Genomic DNA, 17,092 nt, shown 5'->3' with positions numbered 1-17,092 from the left:
AAAGCCGGCGGTCTGGATTCAGGTGGTGATCGCAGTTGAGGCGCCACCGGTGCGGTATGCCTCGTCGTGTATCGGTTGCGAGAGCGAAGAGGCGAGCCCCGGATCTGACCACTCGTCGTAGAACTGCCAAGTACTTCCCTGCCGGGAGGCTGCGGCTACGGGTACAAACGTCCGCCTGAAGTAGGCGAGCCCGAGCTGCTCGGTATCGGTTTCAACGCGGTCAAGCTCAACGAAAAACACCGAGTGCGTTCCCACCTCGATGTCGCGCACGATCCGCCCGGTCGCCCGGACCACCACCCCACGAAGCACGGGAAGGCCGTCGCTGGTCTCCCAGTCGGGCCAGGACAGCCGCTCCGCCATCGGCACCTGCGTCGCGCCGGCGAAATGCAGTGCCATTTGCGATTGTTCCCCGGAGAGGAGGTTGATCGCGAGCCGCCCGTTTCCCCGGAATGCCGCGTGCATTCCACTTAACCGATTTACACACACCAGGATGGTCGGCGGTGTATCGGTGACCGAACTCACCGCGCTCACGGTGATCCCTCCGGTACCAGCTGGGCCGGCAGTGGTGACAATACTTACCGCCGACGCGAGGCTCGCCATCGCTTCCCGGAACGACAACTGATCTGGCTGCGCTGAAGTCATGTGAACACCCCTGTGTGTTGATAGCTTCGTCCGGGAAATCCCCGTGTTTCACAGCCTATGAACGCGCTGACACCCGCCCCATCCGCGATGACTTCGCCCCTACTGTTCGTCGCGCATACACACCTACGGGTTCCTTTAGCTCGCGCCCCTACTGCTAGGCCGGACTCCCCTCGTGTCGTACTCTGACTGACAGGAGTATCCGTCAGCGTCGACACGGGAGATCAATGTCCCTCACCCACCCGCAAGAAGCCGCCCCGCGCGAGCGCGTGTTCATTGTCGACGACGACGACGAGCTGCGTGCCTCACTCGAGTGGCTCCTCGAGTCGGTCGGAATCCCATCGCGCTCGTTCAACTCGGCGGCGGATTTCCTCGCGGAGTTCGATCCGGCCGTCGTGGCCTGCCTCGTCACTGACGTTCGCATGCCGGGACTGAGTGGGCTCCGACTCCAGGAGATTCTGCGCGACCGCGGCATTAAGATTCCAACCATATTCGTGTCCGCGCACGGGAGCATCAGAATGTCTGTGCAGGCACTCCAGGCAGGCGCTCTGACGTTCCTCGAAAAACCTTACGAACCGCAGCAGCTCGTAGACCTCGTCCAGGACGGACTCGCGCGTGCCCGCGCACTCCACAAGACCGCGCATGAACGTGCGAGACTCACCGCACTCATCGACGCGCTCACGCCGCGCGAGCGCGAGGTACTCAGCTTCGTGCTCGAGGGCGAGCAGAGCAAGGTCATCGCGTTCGCGCTCGGAATCAGCACGAGGACCGTCGATGTGCACCGTGCCCGTATCCGGGAGAAGACTGGGGCCGCGAGCATCACCCACCTGGTGCGGGATCTGCTGCAGGCGGGTCTCGAACCAGAACATGTACTCACTGAAGCCGGGCTCACGGAGACGAGAGTTGCTCGCGAAACCCGCCGGACCGCTAGCGCAGGAGCAGGCCTCCGTTAATGTCCCAGCACGCCCCGGTCGTTGAGATCGCTTCGTCGCTGGCGAGCAAGACCGCAGTCTGCGCCACAAAATCAGGGGATAGCAGCGTTCCGACGGGGATCCCCCGTTCCAAGCCAGCCAGCTGCCCAGTACTCAGGGCGTCCCGCACCGCCGCGACATTGAGCGGGCCGGGCGCGATCGCATTTACGGTCACCCCGCGTGCTGCCAATTCCCGCGCAAAGACCTTCGTGAGTGCGAGCACCCCCGCCTTTGCTGCGGCGTAGTGGATCCCTGATGCGGTGCCGCCGTTCTGGCCGGCGAGCGAGGCGATATTGATGATGCGCCCGGTCGCCTGTTCAGCAAAGAAGCGGCCGAACACCTGGCACCCAATGAACGTCCCAGTGAGATTTAGCTCGATCCCGGCGGAGAAATCGCGCGGCGAAACCTCGAGCGCGTCACCGAAGAGCGTCTGCCCCGCGCAGTTCACGAGCACCATAGGGCCACCAAACTCCTGGTTGCTGCGCCTCAGCACCTCGTCCCACGATGCTTTCACGCGAATGTCGTGTTCGAGACCGAGCGCGCCGGTGACGGCCGCAAGTTCACGGGCCGCCACAGCGGCGCCGCGCCCGTCAATGTCGGTGACCACGACGCGGTAGCCCGCCGCCGCGAACGCGTGCGCAATTCTGCGTCCGAGCCCGCTCGCGGCCCCCGTCACCACGGCAACCCGGGCCACCCCCTCAGCCATGTACTGACCCCGTGGGTAGCGTCACGTCATCGCGAACCGTGAGCGGACGACCGATCCGTGCCTCGATCTTCGCGTATCTCCACAGTGCGTGCTCGCCCACACGAATCGTGCGCAGCAGGTTCGTGATTTCAGTCACCGTGGCCTGCGAATCAACGTCGGCGAGCATGTACGCGGTCCACGGCCAACCGTACGATGGTCCGACTTGCTGGGCGTCGTCGTCAAAGTCGGCAATATACGTGATCCCAGGATGCCGCGAGGTCTTCTCCAGCAGGTCGAGGGTCGCCTGCCACACGGCACCGCCGTCGCCAGCGGGCAGATCAAAAAAGTTCTGGTTGATTCCGATGCAGAAGAGCACGCGGAGAGGTGCAGCTGCAGTCATGAAGAAGCTCCAATTGGTCGTAATAATGGCGGGGCATCGGGCCGTTCCTAAATGAAGCCCGGGAATGGAGTCCCGCCGGTGAGGACTGACCCCGCGCTGTCGAAGATCCCATCCCCGAGAAATGCGTGCTGCGGCGGCACCGCGGCATCCCGCAGCATCTTCTGCAGCGGGTGCCCGTTGTAGATGGCCCCCGTCCCCGCAAGCGTGAATGCGATCTGGGTCGCCTGCCAACCGGCTTTGACTGCTGCGGTGCCCGCGAGCCGGAGCAATCCGGCGGTCCGGTCGTCAAGTGGGTCACCGCGCAACACGATCTCCCAGGCTGTCTCGGTGATCTCGTAGAAAAATGCGCGTGCGCTGCGCAGCAGAGACTCGGCTTTCGCAAGCTCGATGCGGAAGTACGCTCGATCTGCGAGCCGCGGCGCCCCGGTGATGCCGCTGCCGCCAGACCCGACCTCAGTGAGATAGTCGAGTGCGGCACGCCCCACGCCGAGGTTGACCACCGCGAGCACCTGCGCGGCGTAGGCAATCGCAGGATAGCGAAACAGCGGCTCGTCGACGTTGACGTCGCCACCCCGCACAAACGTATACTCCTCGGGGACGAACTTGTCGACGACGCGGAGCTCGTTGCTCCCGGTGCCCTCGAGCCCGAGCACGTCCCAGTTCTCTACGATCTCAACGTCTTCGGGCTTGAGTAGCGCAGTGAGCGGCTTCCCTTTGGTGTCCTGCCCCCCTGAGATACCGACGCCGAGCATGTCGGCAGCAGCACAGCCACTCGCGAACCGCCAGTGACCGTTAAGCCGGTAGCCGCCGGGCTCAGACATCGCTTCCTGCACCGGGAACAGACCGCCAGCGAAGACGAGATCTGGGCCGTCGCGGTACAGCTCGGCCTGTGTGGTGAGCGGCAGCGAGGCGAAGTAGACGAGCGCCGAACCGAAGCTGGCGACCCAGCCCGCGGAGGCGTCAACCGCAGAGATCCGCTCGATCTTGCGGAGGAACTCAGCGGGGGGCAGCGCGTCACCGCCGAACTTCGCCGGGGTCGCGGCGCGAAACAGCCCAACGCGGATAAACTCGTCAACCATGTCGCGCGGGATGTGCCGGAGTTCGGAGAACTCTCTCCGCCGCGCTTCCACTTGCGCGAGCATCGCTGTGAACGCGGCCTCGCTCGGGTCGATCAATCTCGGAGCCTGATCATTCGCTCGTGTATTCACGTTCAGTCCTTCCGGGCGTTGTGGGGCAGTGCTGTGGAGCCGCGCCGAGGGGCGTCGCTGAACTCCCAAATCTGACGCTACGTCGAGCGCCCCGGCGGAAACAGTGCGGAGCCCCTGGCGGCGAACCCGGGATTCCTGCAACACCCCTAAGGCTTCTACGTAGCCAGCGCCACGTCGCGATAGCTCACCGCGGCGCAGTTGCGTGCGACAATCGACGCATGGCTGTCAATGATGTGGCCTCGGTTCCCACGTTCTCGCTGCGCGACCTTCAGCGGTTGCTTGACGCGAGCCCGCTGAGCATTCTCATTCACGACGCAGCGTCGAAGAACATCTTGTGGGCGAACCACACCGCACTCAGGATCCTCGGGTTCTCGCTGCAAGAACTCCTCCCCCTGAAGGCGCACGATATGAGCGGGCTCGGTGAGATGTACCGCAGAGCCCGCGGCGTCGAGTGGCTACAGCGTGCGGCCGACGAGGGCAGCGCGAGGATCAAATGGAAGTACCGTTCGAAGTCGGGTAAGGAGACGCTTACTGACGCGATTGCGACGCGAGTCACTCTCAGCGAATCAACGGTGGTGATGGTCCAGTTCCGCGACATTGAACACGAAGAGCGTACCCGTGAGACCCTATCGCGCACGAGGGCAGCGCTCGCCACTTTTATCGGTCAGACCGATGAGGGTATCCTCATCGTCGACGAGCATGATGCGGTCACCTACGCGAGCCGTTCCGCCGAGCTGCTCCTCGGCGCAGAGCGCGGAGGGCTCATCGCTTCGAACCTGCTCGACGCGCTTGATGCGGATGGCCGCTCCGCGCTCAGCCTGGCGCTTACCCGCAGTAGGGAGCTCGGCCGTTCACAGCCGTTCCGTGTAGCGACACGACACCGGACTGCAACCGCAAGCTGGGTGTCGGGGAGCTGCCAATTCATATCTGACGACAACGTCACCGGGTATCTGCTCTTGTTTCACGATGTCACGGAGCCTCGACTGCAGGACATCCGCCGTGAACGTGAGCTTCAGCATCTCAACTACCTCGCGCGATTCAACGCGATGGGAGATATGGCCACCACGATTGAACATGAAATCGCACAGCCGATCTCCGCCGCCTCGAACTTCCTTGCTGGTGTGGAGCAGCGTCACCGTTCAGGGAATGTCAAGACGGCAACGCTGCTCACCGGAATACAGGCAGCTCAGGGTCAACTCGCGCGGGTCGGGGAGATCCTGCAGAGTCTCCGCAGGTATGTCACCAGCCTCGAACCGTCGTCACAGCTCATCGATCTGAACGCCCTCGTCGCCGAGGTCCGCCCACTGGTCGAGACGCGCGCTGCCCAGCACCAGGTCGACGTCACGTTCGCGCTCTCTGGCGTCGCGGTCCCAGTGCGCTGCGAGCGAGTACTCACCGGGCAGGTCATGCTCAACCTGTGTTTCAACGCTATCGAGGAGATGCGTGACTGGCCCATTGAGTATCGTGCGGTGCGGGTCGAAACCGCACACCGCACGGACCCGAAAGATTCGGCTGAAGGACGCGGTCTGTTTCGGGTGACCGATCTTGGCCGAGGGCTGAATCATGTGCCGGGCGGACGGGTGTTTGACGGCGCGTTCTCCTCTAAGAGCGGCGGGCACGGGATCGGCCTAGCACTCAGCCATCAAGTGATCCTGCGGCAGGGCGGAGAGATCGCCGCATACGAGCACCACCCGCACGGCGCGGTGTTCGAATTCGCTTTTCCGCTGGCAACTCACACGGGCTGACCGGCAGGAACTTCCCACCCCCGGCCCGGGCGGCCAGCCCCGACCAGCCTCGGCCGCTAGCGCTCCCCCGCGAGCACGAAGCGGGAGCCGAGCTCCCCGATCAGCACCGACGGCGCGTTCGTGTTGCCGGTGGTCACGCGCGGCATCACGGATGCGTCGATCACGCGCAGCCCGTCGACGCCGTGCACGGCGAGCCGCGGCGAGACGACGGCGAGGTCGTCCACCCCCATCTTGCAGGTGCCGACCTGGTGGTGGTAGGTCGCGACGGTCTGGCGCACGTACTCGACGAGGTCGTCGCCGTCGCCCACCTCGGGTCCCGGGTACACCTCGGTCGCGCCCCAGCCGCCGTCGGCCGGGTCGGCTGCAAGCGCGGGCTGTCGTCCGATCGACCGGCACTGACGCACCGAGGCGACGAGCGACGCGACATCGTCCTCGTGGCCCAGCGCGTCGAGGTTGATCCGCAGCGGATCCTCAGCGCCAGGGCCGGAGAGCGTGATCTCGCCGCGCGCCTGCGGGGTCACGAGTCCCGCCATGAAGCTGAGGCCGTCGTCTCCGCGCGGCTCGAGGTTCTCGCCGTACATCGGCACCGAGAAATTGATCGGCTGCGTGTCCGGACGGTCGAGCTCCGGCCGGCTCTTCCAGAACAGGTGGGTCTGCGTCACAGAGACCCCCGACTGCGGCGGACCGATCGGCTTCTCGGTAGCGAAAATCACGGGCGAGAGCAGGTGGTCGTGGAGGTTCTTCCCCACGCCCGGGAGGGCGACGCGCGGCGTGATTCCCACGGCCGCGAGCTCGTCGGCGGGCCCGATCCCGGAGCGCAGCAGCACGCGGGGCGAGTCAATCGCGCCAGCGGCGAGGATCACCTCGTCGGCGAACAGGTCCCGGGTCTCACCGTTCTGGGTGACGCGGACGCCGATCACGCGGGGCGCGGCGGCTCCGGCACCGTCGGTGTCGCCGCCGGCCTCGGCCTCAGCGAAGAGCAGCTCATCGACGCGGCAGCCCACCTCGATCGTCACGCGATCGCGCACCGGCTTCAGGTACGCCACGTAGGTGCTGAGCCGGATCCCGTCGCGCGCGGTGATCTGCTGCTGCGAGATCCCCTCGATCGACTCTCCGTTGTAGTCGGGGTTGTGGGCGAGCCCCTCCTGCACTCCGGCGTCAATGATCGACTGCTGGATCGGCGAGAGCTCGTAGTCGTCGGTCACGTCGAGCAGGCCGTCGCCACCGCGGAGTTCCGAGGCGCCGCCCGAGTAGCTCTCGATCTCGCGGTAGACGGGGAGCACGTCGTCCCACGCCCACCCGTCGTTGCCCAGCGCAGCCCAGTGGTCAAAGTCCTGCGGCACGCAGCGCACCCAGATCATCGCGTTCAGCGCGTGCGACCCGCCCAGCACCTTGCCGCGCGGCAGGTGGAGGCGGCGGCCGGCGGCGCCGGGCTGCGGCGTCGTGTAGTAGTCCCAGTCGTCGGCGCTGTGCCACAGCTCGCCCATGCGGCTGAGGTCGTGGATAGCGGGGTTCGTGTCTTCGCCCCCGGCCTCGATCATGGTGACGGCGACCCCGGCATCGGCCAGGCGGCGAGCGACGACGGATCCCGCGGATCCGGCACCCACCACGATGACGCTCTCGGGGCGCGGGCTCGTGTTGGACTGTTCCGACATCATGACTCCTCTCGGGGCGGCTTCCTCGCCGCGCACTGCTTCTGTATGACGATGGCATTTCGGGGAGGTCACGGTCGAGCCACCCGGGGGAAACCTGCCCGGATTGTCAACTTGACTGCCCCGCGGGGCAAGTTGGCTCGCGCGCAGCACGGAGGTCCGGGCGGCACCAGATTCTCCACCCCGAAGGTTTTATGTCTACAGTGGAGGATATAAAGTTGTGTCCGCCCACAGGAGAGCGCCAATGCCAAAAGTCATAGATCATGATCAGCGCCGCAAGGAAGTTGTCGATGTCACTTGGCAGCTGATCGTCGAGGGCGGCATCGAGGCCGCCACGATGCGCGAGATCGCATCCCGCGCCGGGTTCGCGAACGGTGCGCTGAAGCACTACTTCTCGGGCAAAGACCAGATCATCAAGGGCGCGTACGAGCGCTCGCTGAACAACCTGGGTGACCGCCTCGCCGCGCACACGGCGGGGAAGCGCGGGATCGAGGCGCTCGAGATGTTCATGCGTTTCACCCTGCCCATCGACCAGGAAGACGCCACCGCGGCGCGCGTGCTGCTCTCGTTCTGGGAGCGGTGCGCGTTCAGCCCCGAGATTCACGGCGGCTACGACGAACACCTCGACTCGTGGAAGGCCGGGTACCTGCAGTACCTCGCCGAGGGGCGCGCCGACGGCGACGTGCTCACCCCCACCCCGGACGAGCAGCTCGTCGACGAGATCATCATGCTCAATATCGGCGCCACCGTAGTGCGGGTCGTCAGCCCCGATCACCTCAATGCGCACGTGCTCGAGGCCCAGGTCACCGACTTCATCGCCCGGTTGCGCCGCGCGGAGTAGCCGCGGCGCTCAGCGGGGTGCCGGCGCCCCGAACGTGAGGGCCCGCGCGGGGTTCTCGTGCAGCATCCGCCTGATGTCGGGCTCGGCCACACCGAACTCGGCGAGGGTCGGCACAAAGTGGTCCACGATGTAGCCGTAGCCGTGACCGCCGTAGCGCCGCAGCTGCACGCGCTGGCAGACGTCGCCCCCGAGGAGCAGCTGGGCACCCCAGCCGTCCGCCACAAGCTCGGCCCACCCGCGCGCCACTTCGCGGTCGGTGAACGGAAACAGCGTGCCCCAGGGGCTCCCGGTCGTGCCGAGGAAGTCGGCCTCCACGAACACGCCGCGCGCGAGCAGGCGCCGCGCGAGCTCCGGTTCATCCGCGATCGTGCCCGCGTGACCGAACACGATCCGGGCGGGGTCTGCGCCCTCGGCCTCGAGCGCGTCGAGCACGCGCAGCTTTTCGTCGCCGGCACCGCCCATGTGCAGGGTAATCGGCGCGCCGGTGAGCGCGGCCGCCCGCCCCGCCGCGCGTACGCTGCGCATTTCCTCCGGGTGGATCGGGGCGCCCTCGGCGCCCACCTCGCCGATGATCCCCGACCTGATCCCGGTACCGTCGACCCCGGCCACGAGATCGGCGACGATCATGGCGGTGAGTTCTGCGACGCTGCGCTCAGCGAATCCGCGCGGCAGCAGATCTCGCTGGTACCACCCGCTCCCCATGACGATGTTCAGCGCGGAGGCGCGGCTGAGCCTGGCGAGCGCGGCCGCGTCACGGCCCACCCCGCGGGGCGTCACCTCGACCATCGTGCCGCCACCCTGTCGCACGAAGTCGCCCACCTCGTCGAGCAGCAGCGCTTCGTCACCGAGGATGTCATTCTCGGCGTTCGGCTGGCCGCGGCGCACCGCGGCCAGCGTGTCGAGCGTGAGCGGGAGCTGCGCCGCGGGGTCCCACTCCCCCGGCCGCGGGTTCGGCGAGTGGGCGGGCCGGCGGATGTCGAGGAACAGGTGCTCGTGCATCAGCGTCATGCCGAGCTGCTCGGGCGCGACCGCACCGAGCACGGTCTGGACGAGACCGGTGCGATCGGGGATCTCAAGTGCATCGAGTCGGACTTCAGTCCGCGCGGGTGCCGGACGCCGCGCGGCGGGGTGCTGGTCTTGGGTCACGCTCACACTGCCTTCGAATCGGTGCGCTGGAGGAGACGCCGCAGGGTGCCGCCGCCGACGGCCTCCCGAAGCGCCGGATCCCCGCCCAGCATCGCGAGGTAGGGCAGAAACTGCTGCGCGACGAACTCGAGCCCGTTGCCCCCGAACGCAGTGAGCCGGTGCTTCGCGCGCGCTCCGACGCTGAGCGTGATCCCGGCACCGAGGCCGGCCTCCGCGCAGCGCAGGATCGCGAGTGCGACGTCGTGATCGGAGACAACCGTGCGCACGGTGGGAATCCGGCCAAGCTCATCGAAGCAGACGGTCGCTCCCGTGGCGGCCGCGAGCCCGATCAGCGCGTCGAGCCGCGCCGGGTCGACGCCGACCCCGGCCCCGGCGCCCCGGCGCCGCCTGATCAGGTGCGCGGCGCCCGTGAGCATGACACGCGCGCCCCGCAGCCCCGAAGCCCGCAGCCGCTCGAGCGCAGCGCCCGCCTCCGCGAGGTCGGCGGGTGGCGCGAGCACGAGCGCGCGCCCGGAAGCCGCGGCGGACCGGGCGGCGGCCTCGATCCCGGCCGGGCCACTCGGATCGATCGCACCAACGACCCCGCCCGGGTGGGGGCCCAGCCCGGCGGCGGGCGCGCCGCCCGGAACACCGCGGACAATCGCCACGCCGGTGTCCCGGCTGAGCCGTGCGAGCGTGGCCGAGTCGGCCGGTGCGCCCGCCGCCGGGTCCGCGAGCGCGACCACGAGGGGCCGGCGCGGCGGGCCGACCTCCGGGCCGGCCGCCTCGGCGGGCACTGGGGCGGCCGCTCGGGCGACCGCCGCATAGCTGCGGAGTGCCCGTTCTGCGTCCTCCGGAGCGAGCGTCTGGTCGTCCAAGTTCGGGGCCCCGAGGAGCACCCGCCCGAGCACCTCGATGGTAACGGGGACGCGCTCAAACGCCACGTCGCTGGCGGGGCGCCCCGCATTTCCGCGCCCGGGCGCCCCGGTGCGGAGCAGCGTCTCGGCGGCCAGCCCCTGGCCCAGATCTGCCGCCGCCACGGGCCCAGTTACGGTCTCGATCACGGTCCTCGCGGTCCTTCCTGTTCGTAGCTCATCGAAGCGGAGCGGCTCAGGAGAGCGGCCCGACGGAGCGGCTCAGCAGAGCGCGCCAGCGGAGCGGCCCAGCAGAGTTGCTCCGCCAAGCGGCTCCGCGGTGCGGCGCGGTCAGACCGCGGTGGCCACGAGCACGCGCGGGCTGCCGGGCAGCGCGACGAGGCGGTCAGACTTCCAGCCGGCCTCGGTGAGCCAGGCTTCGACCTCCTCAACTGGGTACACGACGGTGCCGTCGATGTTGAAGTACTCGCCGGCGTGCAGCGCATCGATCGCGCGCTGGGTCCCGTCCTGGTCGAGGAAGAAGTCGAGCAGCATGAGCGTCGCCCCGGGAGCGGCCGCGTCACGGGCGGCAGCCAGGATTGCGCGGTTCTGCGCGGGGTCGAAGCGGTGCAGCACGTGGGTGAGCAGCACGAGGTCGTGCGCGCCGCCGGGAGCGGTCGACTCGGTCGCGCCCTCCTCGATGGCGACCCGATCCGCGAGGCCAGCTGCTGCTGCTGCGTCAGCGATCGAGTTAGCGAACCCGGGGGCGTACACAAAGCGGGTCGTCAGCTCGGGGTTGCCCTGCATCGCGGCGATGGAGAAGCCCGCGGCGAGCCCGCCGAAGTCGAGCGAGTTGCGGTAGCCCGAGAAGTCGAACGCCTCGGCAAACTGCTCGGCGTGCAGCGCGTTGTAGGTCATCACGCCGGCCATAAAGTCGGCCCAACCGGCCTCGTCCAGGTCGAGCGTCCCCGCCGCGTCGGTGTCAACGGTCTTGTCGTAGCCGAGCCACTGCGGGTAGCTAATGTCGTTGAGGAACGCGATGAACGGGGTCAGGGTGATCTCGCCAGTGCCCGCGAGATACTTCGCGGCGTCTGGGGCGAGGGTGTACGTTCCCGCCGTGCGCTCAAGCAGGCCCAGCGCGTTCATCGCGTCGGCGAGCGTGCGCACCTGGCGCTCCGCGTGCGCGGTCGCCGCGGCGAGCTCGGCGACGGTCTTCGCCCCGTCAGCGAGGGCGCCGAACAGGCCGATCCGGCTGGCAGCCGCGAGCTGCTTTGCGCCCATGAAGCCGATGGCGATGTCAACGATGCGGTCTGGAGTTGCAGTCATGAACTCGTCCTTTGCGTAGTGGCCGCCCGCGCTGCACGGGACGGCGGTGTCCGGTAGATGCTTTGGGAAACTCTACAGTTGTAGATAATAAATGTCTAGCGATCGCGGGTTTATTTTCTACTAGCATAGAAAAACAGCTCACGACCCGGATCCGGGCCGCGCCACGTCACCGTTTCACCGACGAAAGGTCACCCAATGGCTCTCGCAGTGCACCACTTCCCCGTCGCCTCAGCGGCGCCACCAATCGTGCTCTTGCACGGCTTCGCCGCGAGCGCGGACGAGGACTTCGTGACCCCCGGCTGGGTCGACACACTCCGCACCGCGGGCCGCACGGTCATCGCCGTGGACCTCCCGGGGCACGGCGCGAGCCCAGCGATCGAGCGCCCCGAGGACGCCATCACGAGCGCGGTGCTCGACGCGATCCTCGATGCCGCCGCAACGGTGGCCCCCACCGGGCCGCTCGACGTGATCGGGTACTCCCTCGGGGCACGCCTCGCCTGGGACCTCCCGGGCCGCAGCCCCCGGGTGCGGCGCCTCGTGCTCGGCGGCGCCAGCCCATTCGAGCCGTTCGCCGCGATCGAGCCGGCGGCGCTCACCTCGGCGCTCGCCGGGGCCGCGCCCACGTCCCCCCTGGTCGGCATGATGGCGGGAATGATCTCTGCGCCCGGTAGAGACACCGCCTCGCTCGCGCAGCTCATCCCGGGCCTCGCGTCCGAGCCATTCACCCCGCAGAACTCCGCACCGGGCGTCCCGACGCTGCTCGTCGCGGGGAGCACCGACCAGATGACGCAGGGCATCGAGGCGCTGCTCGCGGAGCTGCCACACGGCTCGCTCACGCACGTGCCCGGCGACCACCGCGACGCGCTCGACAGCGCGGAGTTCCGCTCGGCCGCGCTCGAGTTCCTCGCGGCCTAGCGCGGGTGTGGGCCGGCCACGCGGCCGGCCCACACCGTCACACCCCGGGGCCGCCCGGTCACACTCACGGCGCCCAGACCCCGTCGGCGCGCACGTCGCGGTCAAGCCAGAGCCCGGCGGTCGCCGCGCGAATCGCATCGGGCCCCACGCGCTCGAGCACACCGATCGCGCCGAGATTGTCGTCGAGTTGAGCCACCCGGGAGGCCCCGAACAGCACGTTCGCGGTCGCAGGGTTGGCGAGGCAGAACGCGAGCCCGAGCTGCGCCGGCGTTGCCCCGAAGTCCGTCGCGACGCGCTCGACCTCCGGATATGCCGCAACGATCCGCTCCCGGATCCCACCGACGTCGGCGCCGATCTTGCGCGCCGGGGCAAGCTTGCCCACGAGGATCCCGCCCTCGAATGAATCAGACGCCTGCAGCGCCAGCGTGCCGTCCGCGCACCACCCGCCGTAGAACTCCCCCTCGGCCATGCTGCGGCGCACGAGCCCGTACTTCAGCTGAGCAAAGCTCGGCGGGGTCAGCCGCTCAGCCGCGGCCGTGTCGAGCGCGAGCTGCAGCGCCTCCGCCGGCCAGTTGTTCACACCCCAACTCGCAAAGCTGCCGCGGTCGATCTCCGCCTGTACGTCACGCACCACCTGGGCGATGTCAATCTCGCCCATGAAGTCCCCCACCACCACGGTCTCGAACGACTCAGGACCGCCGCGCCCGGCGCCAATTCGATCGAGGGAGACGCGCATCTGCTCGGCGAACCCCGCCTCGGGGTACTCCCACAGCCAGAGCTTGCCGCAGAGCTGATAGTCGGTGCGGGCGAGCCCGAGCTCGCGCAGCGTCTCGCCAAACAGCAGATCAGTGCGCGACGCCTCGGCGTGCGGCCCCATGTTGTAGTAGGCCACATCAAAGAACGCGGCGCCCACCTCCACCGCGCGCCCCATGAGCGCGCGCCGCTCCGGCGGCGCCATCCGGTCCCAGGTGTTCCACGATCCGAGCGCGAAGACGGGCACTTCGGGGCCGCCGGGGCCGAGCCGCCGCTTCGGGACCACTCCGGTAAACGTCATGTCTGCCTCCTCGCAGGAGCCGCGCCCGCCGCTGCGCACGCGCACTCGTTTATTTTCTACAATCGTATAATATAAGTGAGGTTCGTTCCAGTGCCGCCGCCACCGCGCCGGCCCACCATGACAGAGGAGTCACCGTGACCACACACCGCACCGTTCTCATCACCGGCGGCGCCGGCGGCATCGGCCAGGGCATTGCCCGCGAGTTCATTGACGCGGGCGACCGGGTGATCCTCGCCGACCGCGACGCCGCGGCGGTCTCAGCCGCGGCCACCGGTCTCGGCGCGGAGGCGCTCACGCTCGACATCACCGACGCCGACGCCGTAGCCACGGCATTCGCCGCACTCGCGCCGAACGGCGGCGTCGACGTACTCATCAACAACGCGGGGATCCTGTCCGTGCACGGCGCGGTCACCGAGCTCGACCCGGCCGCGTACCGCTCAATCCTCGACGTCAACGTGCTCGGCACCTTCGTCATGATCCAGGCGTTCGCGCGCCACCGAATCGCCGCGGGCGGGGGTGGCACGGTGGTGAACATCTCCTCGATCGGCGGGCGCCAGCCCACGCCAGGCATGGGCGCCTACGAGTCGAGCAAGGCGGCCGTCGACTCGGTCACCCGCTGGGCCGCGATCGAGCTGGCGTCCCACGGGATCCGGGTCAACGCGGTCGCCCCCGGCCCCGTACTCACCCCCATGCTCGAGCAGGGAATGCCTGCGGGTTCCCCGGCTCGCGCGGCCTGGTCGAGCCGGATCCCGCTCGGCGACCTTGCGCGCGTGGCCGACATCGCCCCCGCGGTCGCCTACCTCGCCGGGCCGGGCGCCGCGCACATCACGGGCGTGAGCCTCCCGGTCGACGGCGGTCAGCTGCTCACGTAGCCGGCGCCACGCCGCGCAGGAGATCCGAACTCCCGCAGGAGATCCGAACTCAGGCGGAGAGAACGAGCGAAATTCCTCCGCCTGAGTTCGGATCTCCGTCCTGAGCGCGGGCGACGGCCCCTAGCGCTCGAACACCACGCGCCCCTCAAGCACCGTGACATCGACCGCGACGCCAGGGAGTCCCGCAGCGCCCGCCACGAACGGATCGCGCTCGAGCACGACGAGGTCGGCGACCATCCCGACGCCGATCGTGCCCTTCCACTCGCCAGCCCGATCCTGCGCGGCCGGCACGGCGGTGTAGCAGCGCAGCAGCCCGTGCAACCGCTCCCGCGCACTCACGGCGTCGGTGGCACCGCCGCCCGCGACGATCCGCGCGTCTGCGTCCGCGATTCCCCGCCGCCAGTCAAAGCCGAGCACGGGGGCGTCCGACGAGAGCACGAGCACCCCTGCGGCGAGCGCGTCGCCCAGCGGCCAGGCGGCGCCCGCCACCTCGGTACCGAGCATCCCGGCGAGCCAGTCGCCCGTCTGCGCCGCGATCCCCGCCTGGGTATTGAGCCACACCCCGAGCTCCGCCATGCGCCGCACCTGCGCGGGGGTGGCGAGGTCGCCGTGGATGATCACGTGGCCGAGCTCACGCACGCTGGGCGCGCCCGCTTCGGCCGCCGCCGCCTCGAACGCGTCGAGCGCGAGGCCGATGGTGCGATCCCCCGTGGCGTGGATGCCGACCTGCAGGCCGGCGAGGTGCGCGGCGCGCAGCATTGCGGAGAGGCCCGCGGTCTTCGCATCGAGCGTGTCGCCCTCGACGAGCAGATCGCCGTGCGTGCCGTCGTCGTAGCTGTGCGCGGTCCAGGCCTGGCGCGAGAGCGGGATGAGGTCTCCGAAGATCTTGACGCCGGGGATCGCCAGCCAGGCGGGGTCGCTCGTCGCGGAGATCGCGGCGTGATCCCGGATCCCGTCGACCACGGTGGCAACGTCGCTGGGGCCATCGAGGATCCCGTGCAGCGCGAGCAGGGTGACGCGCTGCCGCAGTTCTCCCGCGGCCGCGAGTTCCCGGTAGACGTCGATCACCTCGCTGTGGAAGCTGCCGGTCTCCCCGTCATCCTCGCCGGGGCCGATGCCCGGTTCGGTGTAGCTCGTAATACCCAGCTCGGAGAGCAGCACCCCCGCGCGCAGGATCGCGGCGCGGCGCTCGGCGCGGCTCGACACGAGCGTGCCGCTCACCTGCGCGGCGGCCTCGGGATCCGGGGCCCCGAAGAACGTGTGTGGCCAGCGCGCGCCGAGCCAGGAGCCGTGGAGGTGGGAGTCGTTGATTCCGGGGAGCACCGCGCGCCCGGCGAGATCGATCACGCGGGTGTCCAGCCCACACCAGGGCGCGAGTTCGTCGGCCCCGCCGACCGCGACGATGCGGCCCCCGGCGATAGCCACGGCCTCCGCGCGCGTGCCGGCCTCGTCCATGGCGAGGATCGCACCCCCGCTCAGCACGAGGTCGGCGTGTGCGCGCGGCGCGCGCGCATCAAGATCAGTCATGTTCCCTCCCTGGGACCCTGGACCGGCGGCGCGGATGCAGATACTTCGCGCTTATGGTCAACGTATGTAGAATAAAACTACATGATCGGCGCCCCGGGCAACGAGGCCGCGCCGATCCCCTCGGAACGGAGTACTCAATGACGATTCCCACAACCACCCGCGCCGCGGTGCTCACCGAGCACGGCGCTCCACTCACCCTCACGGAGCTCCCGCTCCCAGAACACATCGAGCCCGGCGCAGCGCTGGTGCGGATCACCTGCACCACGCTCTGCGGCACCGACATCGAGATCTGGGCCGGCAAAATGACGTTCCCCGGCATGCTGCCGATGGTGCTCGGTCACGAGATGGTCGGCGAGGTAATCGCCCTCGGCGACGGGGCTGTAGACGCCCTCGGCGCCCCGCTGCAGCTCGGCGACCGGATCGGCTGGTCTGAATCGGTCTGCGGCGAGTGCTTCGGCTGCACCGTGCTGCGGCAGCCGGTCGCGTGCGCGAAGCGCGGGTACGGGTTTCTGCAGCGCTCCGATGTGTTCCCCTACGCGACGGCCGGGCTGTCCGAGTACGCGTACGTGACCCCCGGCGCGCAGAAGCTGCGCCTGCCGGCCGAGGTGAAAGACACCTGGGCGTCGGCCGCCGGCTGCGCGGCAAAGACCGTGCTCCGCGCCTTCGACCGCGCCGGCGGGGTGCGCCCCGGCTCCCGCGTCGTAGTGCAGGGTTCGGGCGCGCTCGGCCTGTTCGCCACCGCGGTCGCGAGCATCTCCGGGGCCGGAACCGTGATCACCGCCGGCGCCCCGGCCGCGCGCTTGGAACTCGCTCAGCGCTTCGGCGCGACCCACACGATCGACATCGCGGGCGGCTCCAACGCGACGGTCGCGCGTGTGCTCGAACTCACGGATGGCCAGGGCGCCGATCTGGTGCTTGACTTCGCGGGTGCGCCGAGTATCGGCCCGGAGGCCGTCGGCATGGCAGCGCAGCGCGGCACCGTCGCGATCGTCGGTTCGACCGGCCCCACCGGCGACGCGTTCCCCCTCTCCGCGGTCATGGGCAAGGAGCTCACCGTCGTCGGCTCCCTGAACGGCGATGTCTCCGACTACTACCGCTCGATCGAGTTCTTCCGCACCTTCGCTGATCGCTTCCCCTGGGACGACCTCTTCTCCGCGCCCTGCGGGCTCGATGAGGCCTCCGACCGCATTGCGAACATGCACGAGCTGCGCGAGGTGAAGGCCGTCATCGACCCTCGACTCTCCCGCGAGTAGCTCCGGCCGGAGCACCCTCGCCCCC

General features: G+C 68.9%; 16 protein-coding genes. 6 read left to right on the top strand and 10 right to left on the bottom strand.

Going from position 1 to position 17,092, the window contains the following annotated elements; genetic code table 11:
• Positions 1-18: 18 nt before the first annotated feature.
• Positions 19-642 (bottom strand): flavin reductase, encoded by a 624-nt coding sequence (locus EV139_RS02520; protein ID WP_198677418.1) that lies wholly within the window; start codon positions 640-642, stop codon positions 19-21.
• Between the two features lie 224 nt (positions 643-866).
• Between EV139_RS02520 and EV139_RS02515 the strand changes: the two genes are divergently transcribed.
• Positions 867-1,592 carry a response regulator transcription factor gene (locus EV139_RS02515; RefSeq protein ID WP_130452718.1) on the top strand — a complete coding sequence of 242 codons (726 nt, stop codon included), beginning with the start codon at positions 867-869 and terminating at the stop codon, positions 1,590-1,592.
• Here the strand turns inward: EV139_RS02515 and EV139_RS02510 are convergent.
• Genes EV139_RS02510 through EV139_RS02500 form a run of 3 tightly spaced genes read right to left on the bottom strand, consistent with a single transcriptional unit; the run spans position 1,567 to position 3,870 of the window.
• Entirely contained in the window at positions 1,567-2,316 is a 750-nt protein-coding gene (locus EV139_RS02510; protein ID WP_198677417.1) for an SDR family NAD(P)-dependent oxidoreductase, read from the bottom strand. The two genes, EV139_RS02515 and EV139_RS02510, sit on opposite strands and share 26 nt — an antisense overlap.
• Complete coding sequence (locus EV139_RS02505; RefSeq protein ID WP_130452717.1) at positions 2,309-2,695, bottom strand: hypothetical protein; 387 nt, start codon at positions 2,693-2,695, stop codon at positions 2,309-2,311. The genes EV139_RS02510 and EV139_RS02505 overlap by 8 nt, the downstream gene beginning before the upstream one ends.
• Before the next feature lie 47 nt (positions 2,696-2,742).
• Positions 2,743-3,870: an acyl-CoA dehydrogenase family protein gene (locus EV139_RS02500; protein WP_237465828.1), complete on the bottom strand. Its 1,128-nt coding sequence runs from the start codon at positions 3,868-3,870 to the stop codon at positions 2,743-2,745.
• Positions 3,871-4,136: 266 nt separating this feature from the next.
• Here EV139_RS02500 and EV139_RS02495 point away from each other — a divergent pair, with 266 nt between their 5' ends.
• Complete coding sequence (locus EV139_RS02495; RefSeq protein WP_206750805.1) at positions 4,137-5,648, top strand: PAS domain S-box protein; 1,512 nt, start codon at positions 4,137-4,139, stop codon at positions 5,646-5,648.
• A 56-nt stretch (positions 5,649-5,704) separates the two neighbouring features.
• Here EV139_RS02495 and EV139_RS02490 read toward each other — a convergent pair whose 3' ends face one another.
• Positions 5,705-7,303: a GMC family oxidoreductase gene (locus tag EV139_RS02490; RefSeq protein ID WP_130452715.1), complete on the bottom strand. Its 1,599-nt coding sequence runs from the start codon at positions 7,301-7,303 to the stop codon at positions 5,705-5,707.
• A gap of 241 nt (positions 7,304-7,544) precedes the next feature.
• Between EV139_RS02490 and EV139_RS02485 the strand changes: the two genes are divergently transcribed.
• A complete protein-coding gene (locus tag EV139_RS02485) occupies positions 7,545-8,141 on the top strand; it encodes a TetR/AcrR family transcriptional regulator (RefSeq protein WP_130452714.1) in 597 nt (198 codons plus the stop codon).
• 9 nt (positions 8,142-8,150) lie between these two features.
• Here EV139_RS02485 and EV139_RS02480 read toward each other — a convergent pair whose 3' ends face one another.
• From EV139_RS02480 to EV139_RS02470, 3 genes are all read right to left on the bottom strand, one after another.
• Complete coding sequence (locus EV139_RS02480) at positions 8,151-9,287, bottom strand: phosphotriesterase family protein (protein ID WP_241988942.1); 1,137 nt, start codon at positions 9,285-9,287, stop codon at positions 8,151-8,153.
• Between the two features lie 2 nt (positions 9,288-9,289).
• Positions 9,290-10,330 (bottom strand): amidohydrolase family protein, encoded by a 1,041-nt coding sequence (locus tag EV139_RS02475; RefSeq protein ID WP_130452713.1) that lies wholly within the window; start codon positions 10,328-10,330, stop codon positions 9,290-9,292.
• A 141-nt stretch (positions 10,331-10,471) separates the two neighbouring features.
• On the bottom strand, positions 10,472-11,446 hold the full coding sequence (locus EV139_RS02470) for a methyltransferase (protein ID WP_130452712.1): 975 nt from the start codon (positions 11,444-11,446) through the stop codon (positions 10,472-10,474).
• Between the two features lie 195 nt (positions 11,447-11,641).
• Here EV139_RS02470 and EV139_RS02465 point away from each other — a divergent pair, with 195 nt between their 5' ends.
• Positions 11,642-12,361 (top strand): alpha/beta fold hydrolase, encoded by a 720-nt coding sequence (locus tag EV139_RS02465; protein ID WP_130452711.1) that lies wholly within the window; start codon positions 11,642-11,644, stop codon positions 12,359-12,361.
• Between the two features lie 64 nt (positions 12,362-12,425).
• On the opposite strand, the gene EV139_RS02460 is transcribed toward EV139_RS02465, so the two are convergent.
• A complete protein-coding gene (locus EV139_RS02460) occupies positions 12,426-13,415 on the bottom strand; it encodes an aldo/keto reductase (protein WP_130452710.1) in 990 nt (329 codons plus the stop codon).
• Between the two features lie 134 nt (positions 13,416-13,549).
• Between EV139_RS02460 and EV139_RS02455 the strand changes: the two genes are divergently transcribed.
• Positions 13,550-14,287, top strand: a complete 738-nt coding sequence (locus EV139_RS02455; protein ID WP_130452709.1) for an SDR family NAD(P)-dependent oxidoreductase — start codon at positions 13,550-13,552, stop codon at positions 14,285-14,287.
• Between the two features lie 120 nt (positions 14,288-14,407).
• Here EV139_RS02455 and EV139_RS02450 read toward each other — a convergent pair whose 3' ends face one another.
• On the bottom strand, positions 14,408-15,814 hold the full coding sequence (locus EV139_RS02450; RefSeq protein WP_130452708.1) for an amidohydrolase: 1,407 nt from the start codon (positions 15,812-15,814) through the stop codon (positions 14,408-14,410).
• A 137-nt stretch (positions 15,815-15,951) separates the two neighbouring features.
• Here EV139_RS02450 and EV139_RS02445 point away from each other — a divergent pair, with 137 nt between their 5' ends.
• The gene (locus EV139_RS02445) at positions 15,952-17,067 is read left to right on the top strand and encodes a zinc-binding dehydrogenase (RefSeq protein ID WP_130452707.1); all 1,116 of its coding nucleotides are present in this window, start codon (positions 15,952-15,954) and stop codon (positions 17,065-17,067) included.
• Positions 17,068-17,092: the final 25 nt, after the last annotated feature.

The organism is Leucobacter luti (assembly GCF_004217175.1).
Classification (GTDB): Bacteria; Actinomycetota; Actinomycetes; order Actinomycetales; family Microbacteriaceae; genus Leucobacter; species Leucobacter luti.
The sequence above is the reverse complement of the archived record's forward strand: the minus strand, read 5'-3'. Positions and strand labels throughout refer to the sequence as shown.

What these genes read in the sequence shown, in the direction of transcription:
- EV139_RS02520 (WP_198677418.1), bottom strand. Translation starts at nt 642, where the DNA reads ATGACTTCAGCGCAGCCAGATCAGTTGTCGTTCCGGGAAGCGATGGCG.
- EV139_RS02515 (WP_130452718.1), top strand. Translation starts at nt 867, where the DNA reads ATGTCCCTCACCCACCCGCAAGAAGCCGCCCCGCGCGAGCGCGTGTTC.
- EV139_RS02510 (WP_198677417.1), bottom strand. Translation starts at nt 2,316, where the DNA reads ATGGCTGAGGGGGTGGCCCGGGTTGCCGTGGTGACGGGGGCCGCGAGC.
- EV139_RS02505 (WP_130452717.1), bottom strand. Translation starts at nt 2,695, where the DNA reads ATGACTGCAGCTGCACCTCTCCGCGTGCTCTTCTGCATCGGAATCAAC.
- EV139_RS02490 (WP_130452715.1), bottom strand. Translation starts at nt 7,303, where the DNA reads ATGTCGGAACAGTCCAACACGAGCCCGCGCCCCGAGAGCGTCATCGTG.
- EV139_RS02485 (WP_130452714.1), top strand. Translation starts at nt 7,545, where the DNA reads ATGCCAAAAGTCATAGATCATGATCAGCGCCGCAAGGAAGTTGTCGAT.
- EV139_RS02470 (WP_130452712.1), bottom strand. Translation starts at nt 11,446, where the DNA reads ATGACTGCAACTCCAGACCGCATCGTTGACATCGCCATCGGCTTCATG.
- EV139_RS02465 (WP_130452711.1), top strand. Translation starts at nt 11,642, where the DNA reads ATGGCTCTCGCAGTGCACCACTTCCCCGTCGCCTCAGCGGCGCCACCA.
- EV139_RS02460 (WP_130452710.1), bottom strand. Translation starts at nt 13,415, where the DNA reads ATGACGTTTACCGGAGTGGTCCCGAAGCGGCGGCTCGGCCCCGGCGGC.
- EV139_RS02450 (WP_130452708.1), bottom strand. Translation starts at nt 15,814, where the DNA reads ATGACTGATCTTGATGCGCGCGCGCCGCGCGCACACGCCGACCTCGTG.
- EV139_RS02445 (WP_130452707.1), top strand. Translation starts at nt 15,952, where the DNA reads ATGACGATTCCCACAACCACCCGCGCCGCGGTGCTCACCGAGCACGGC.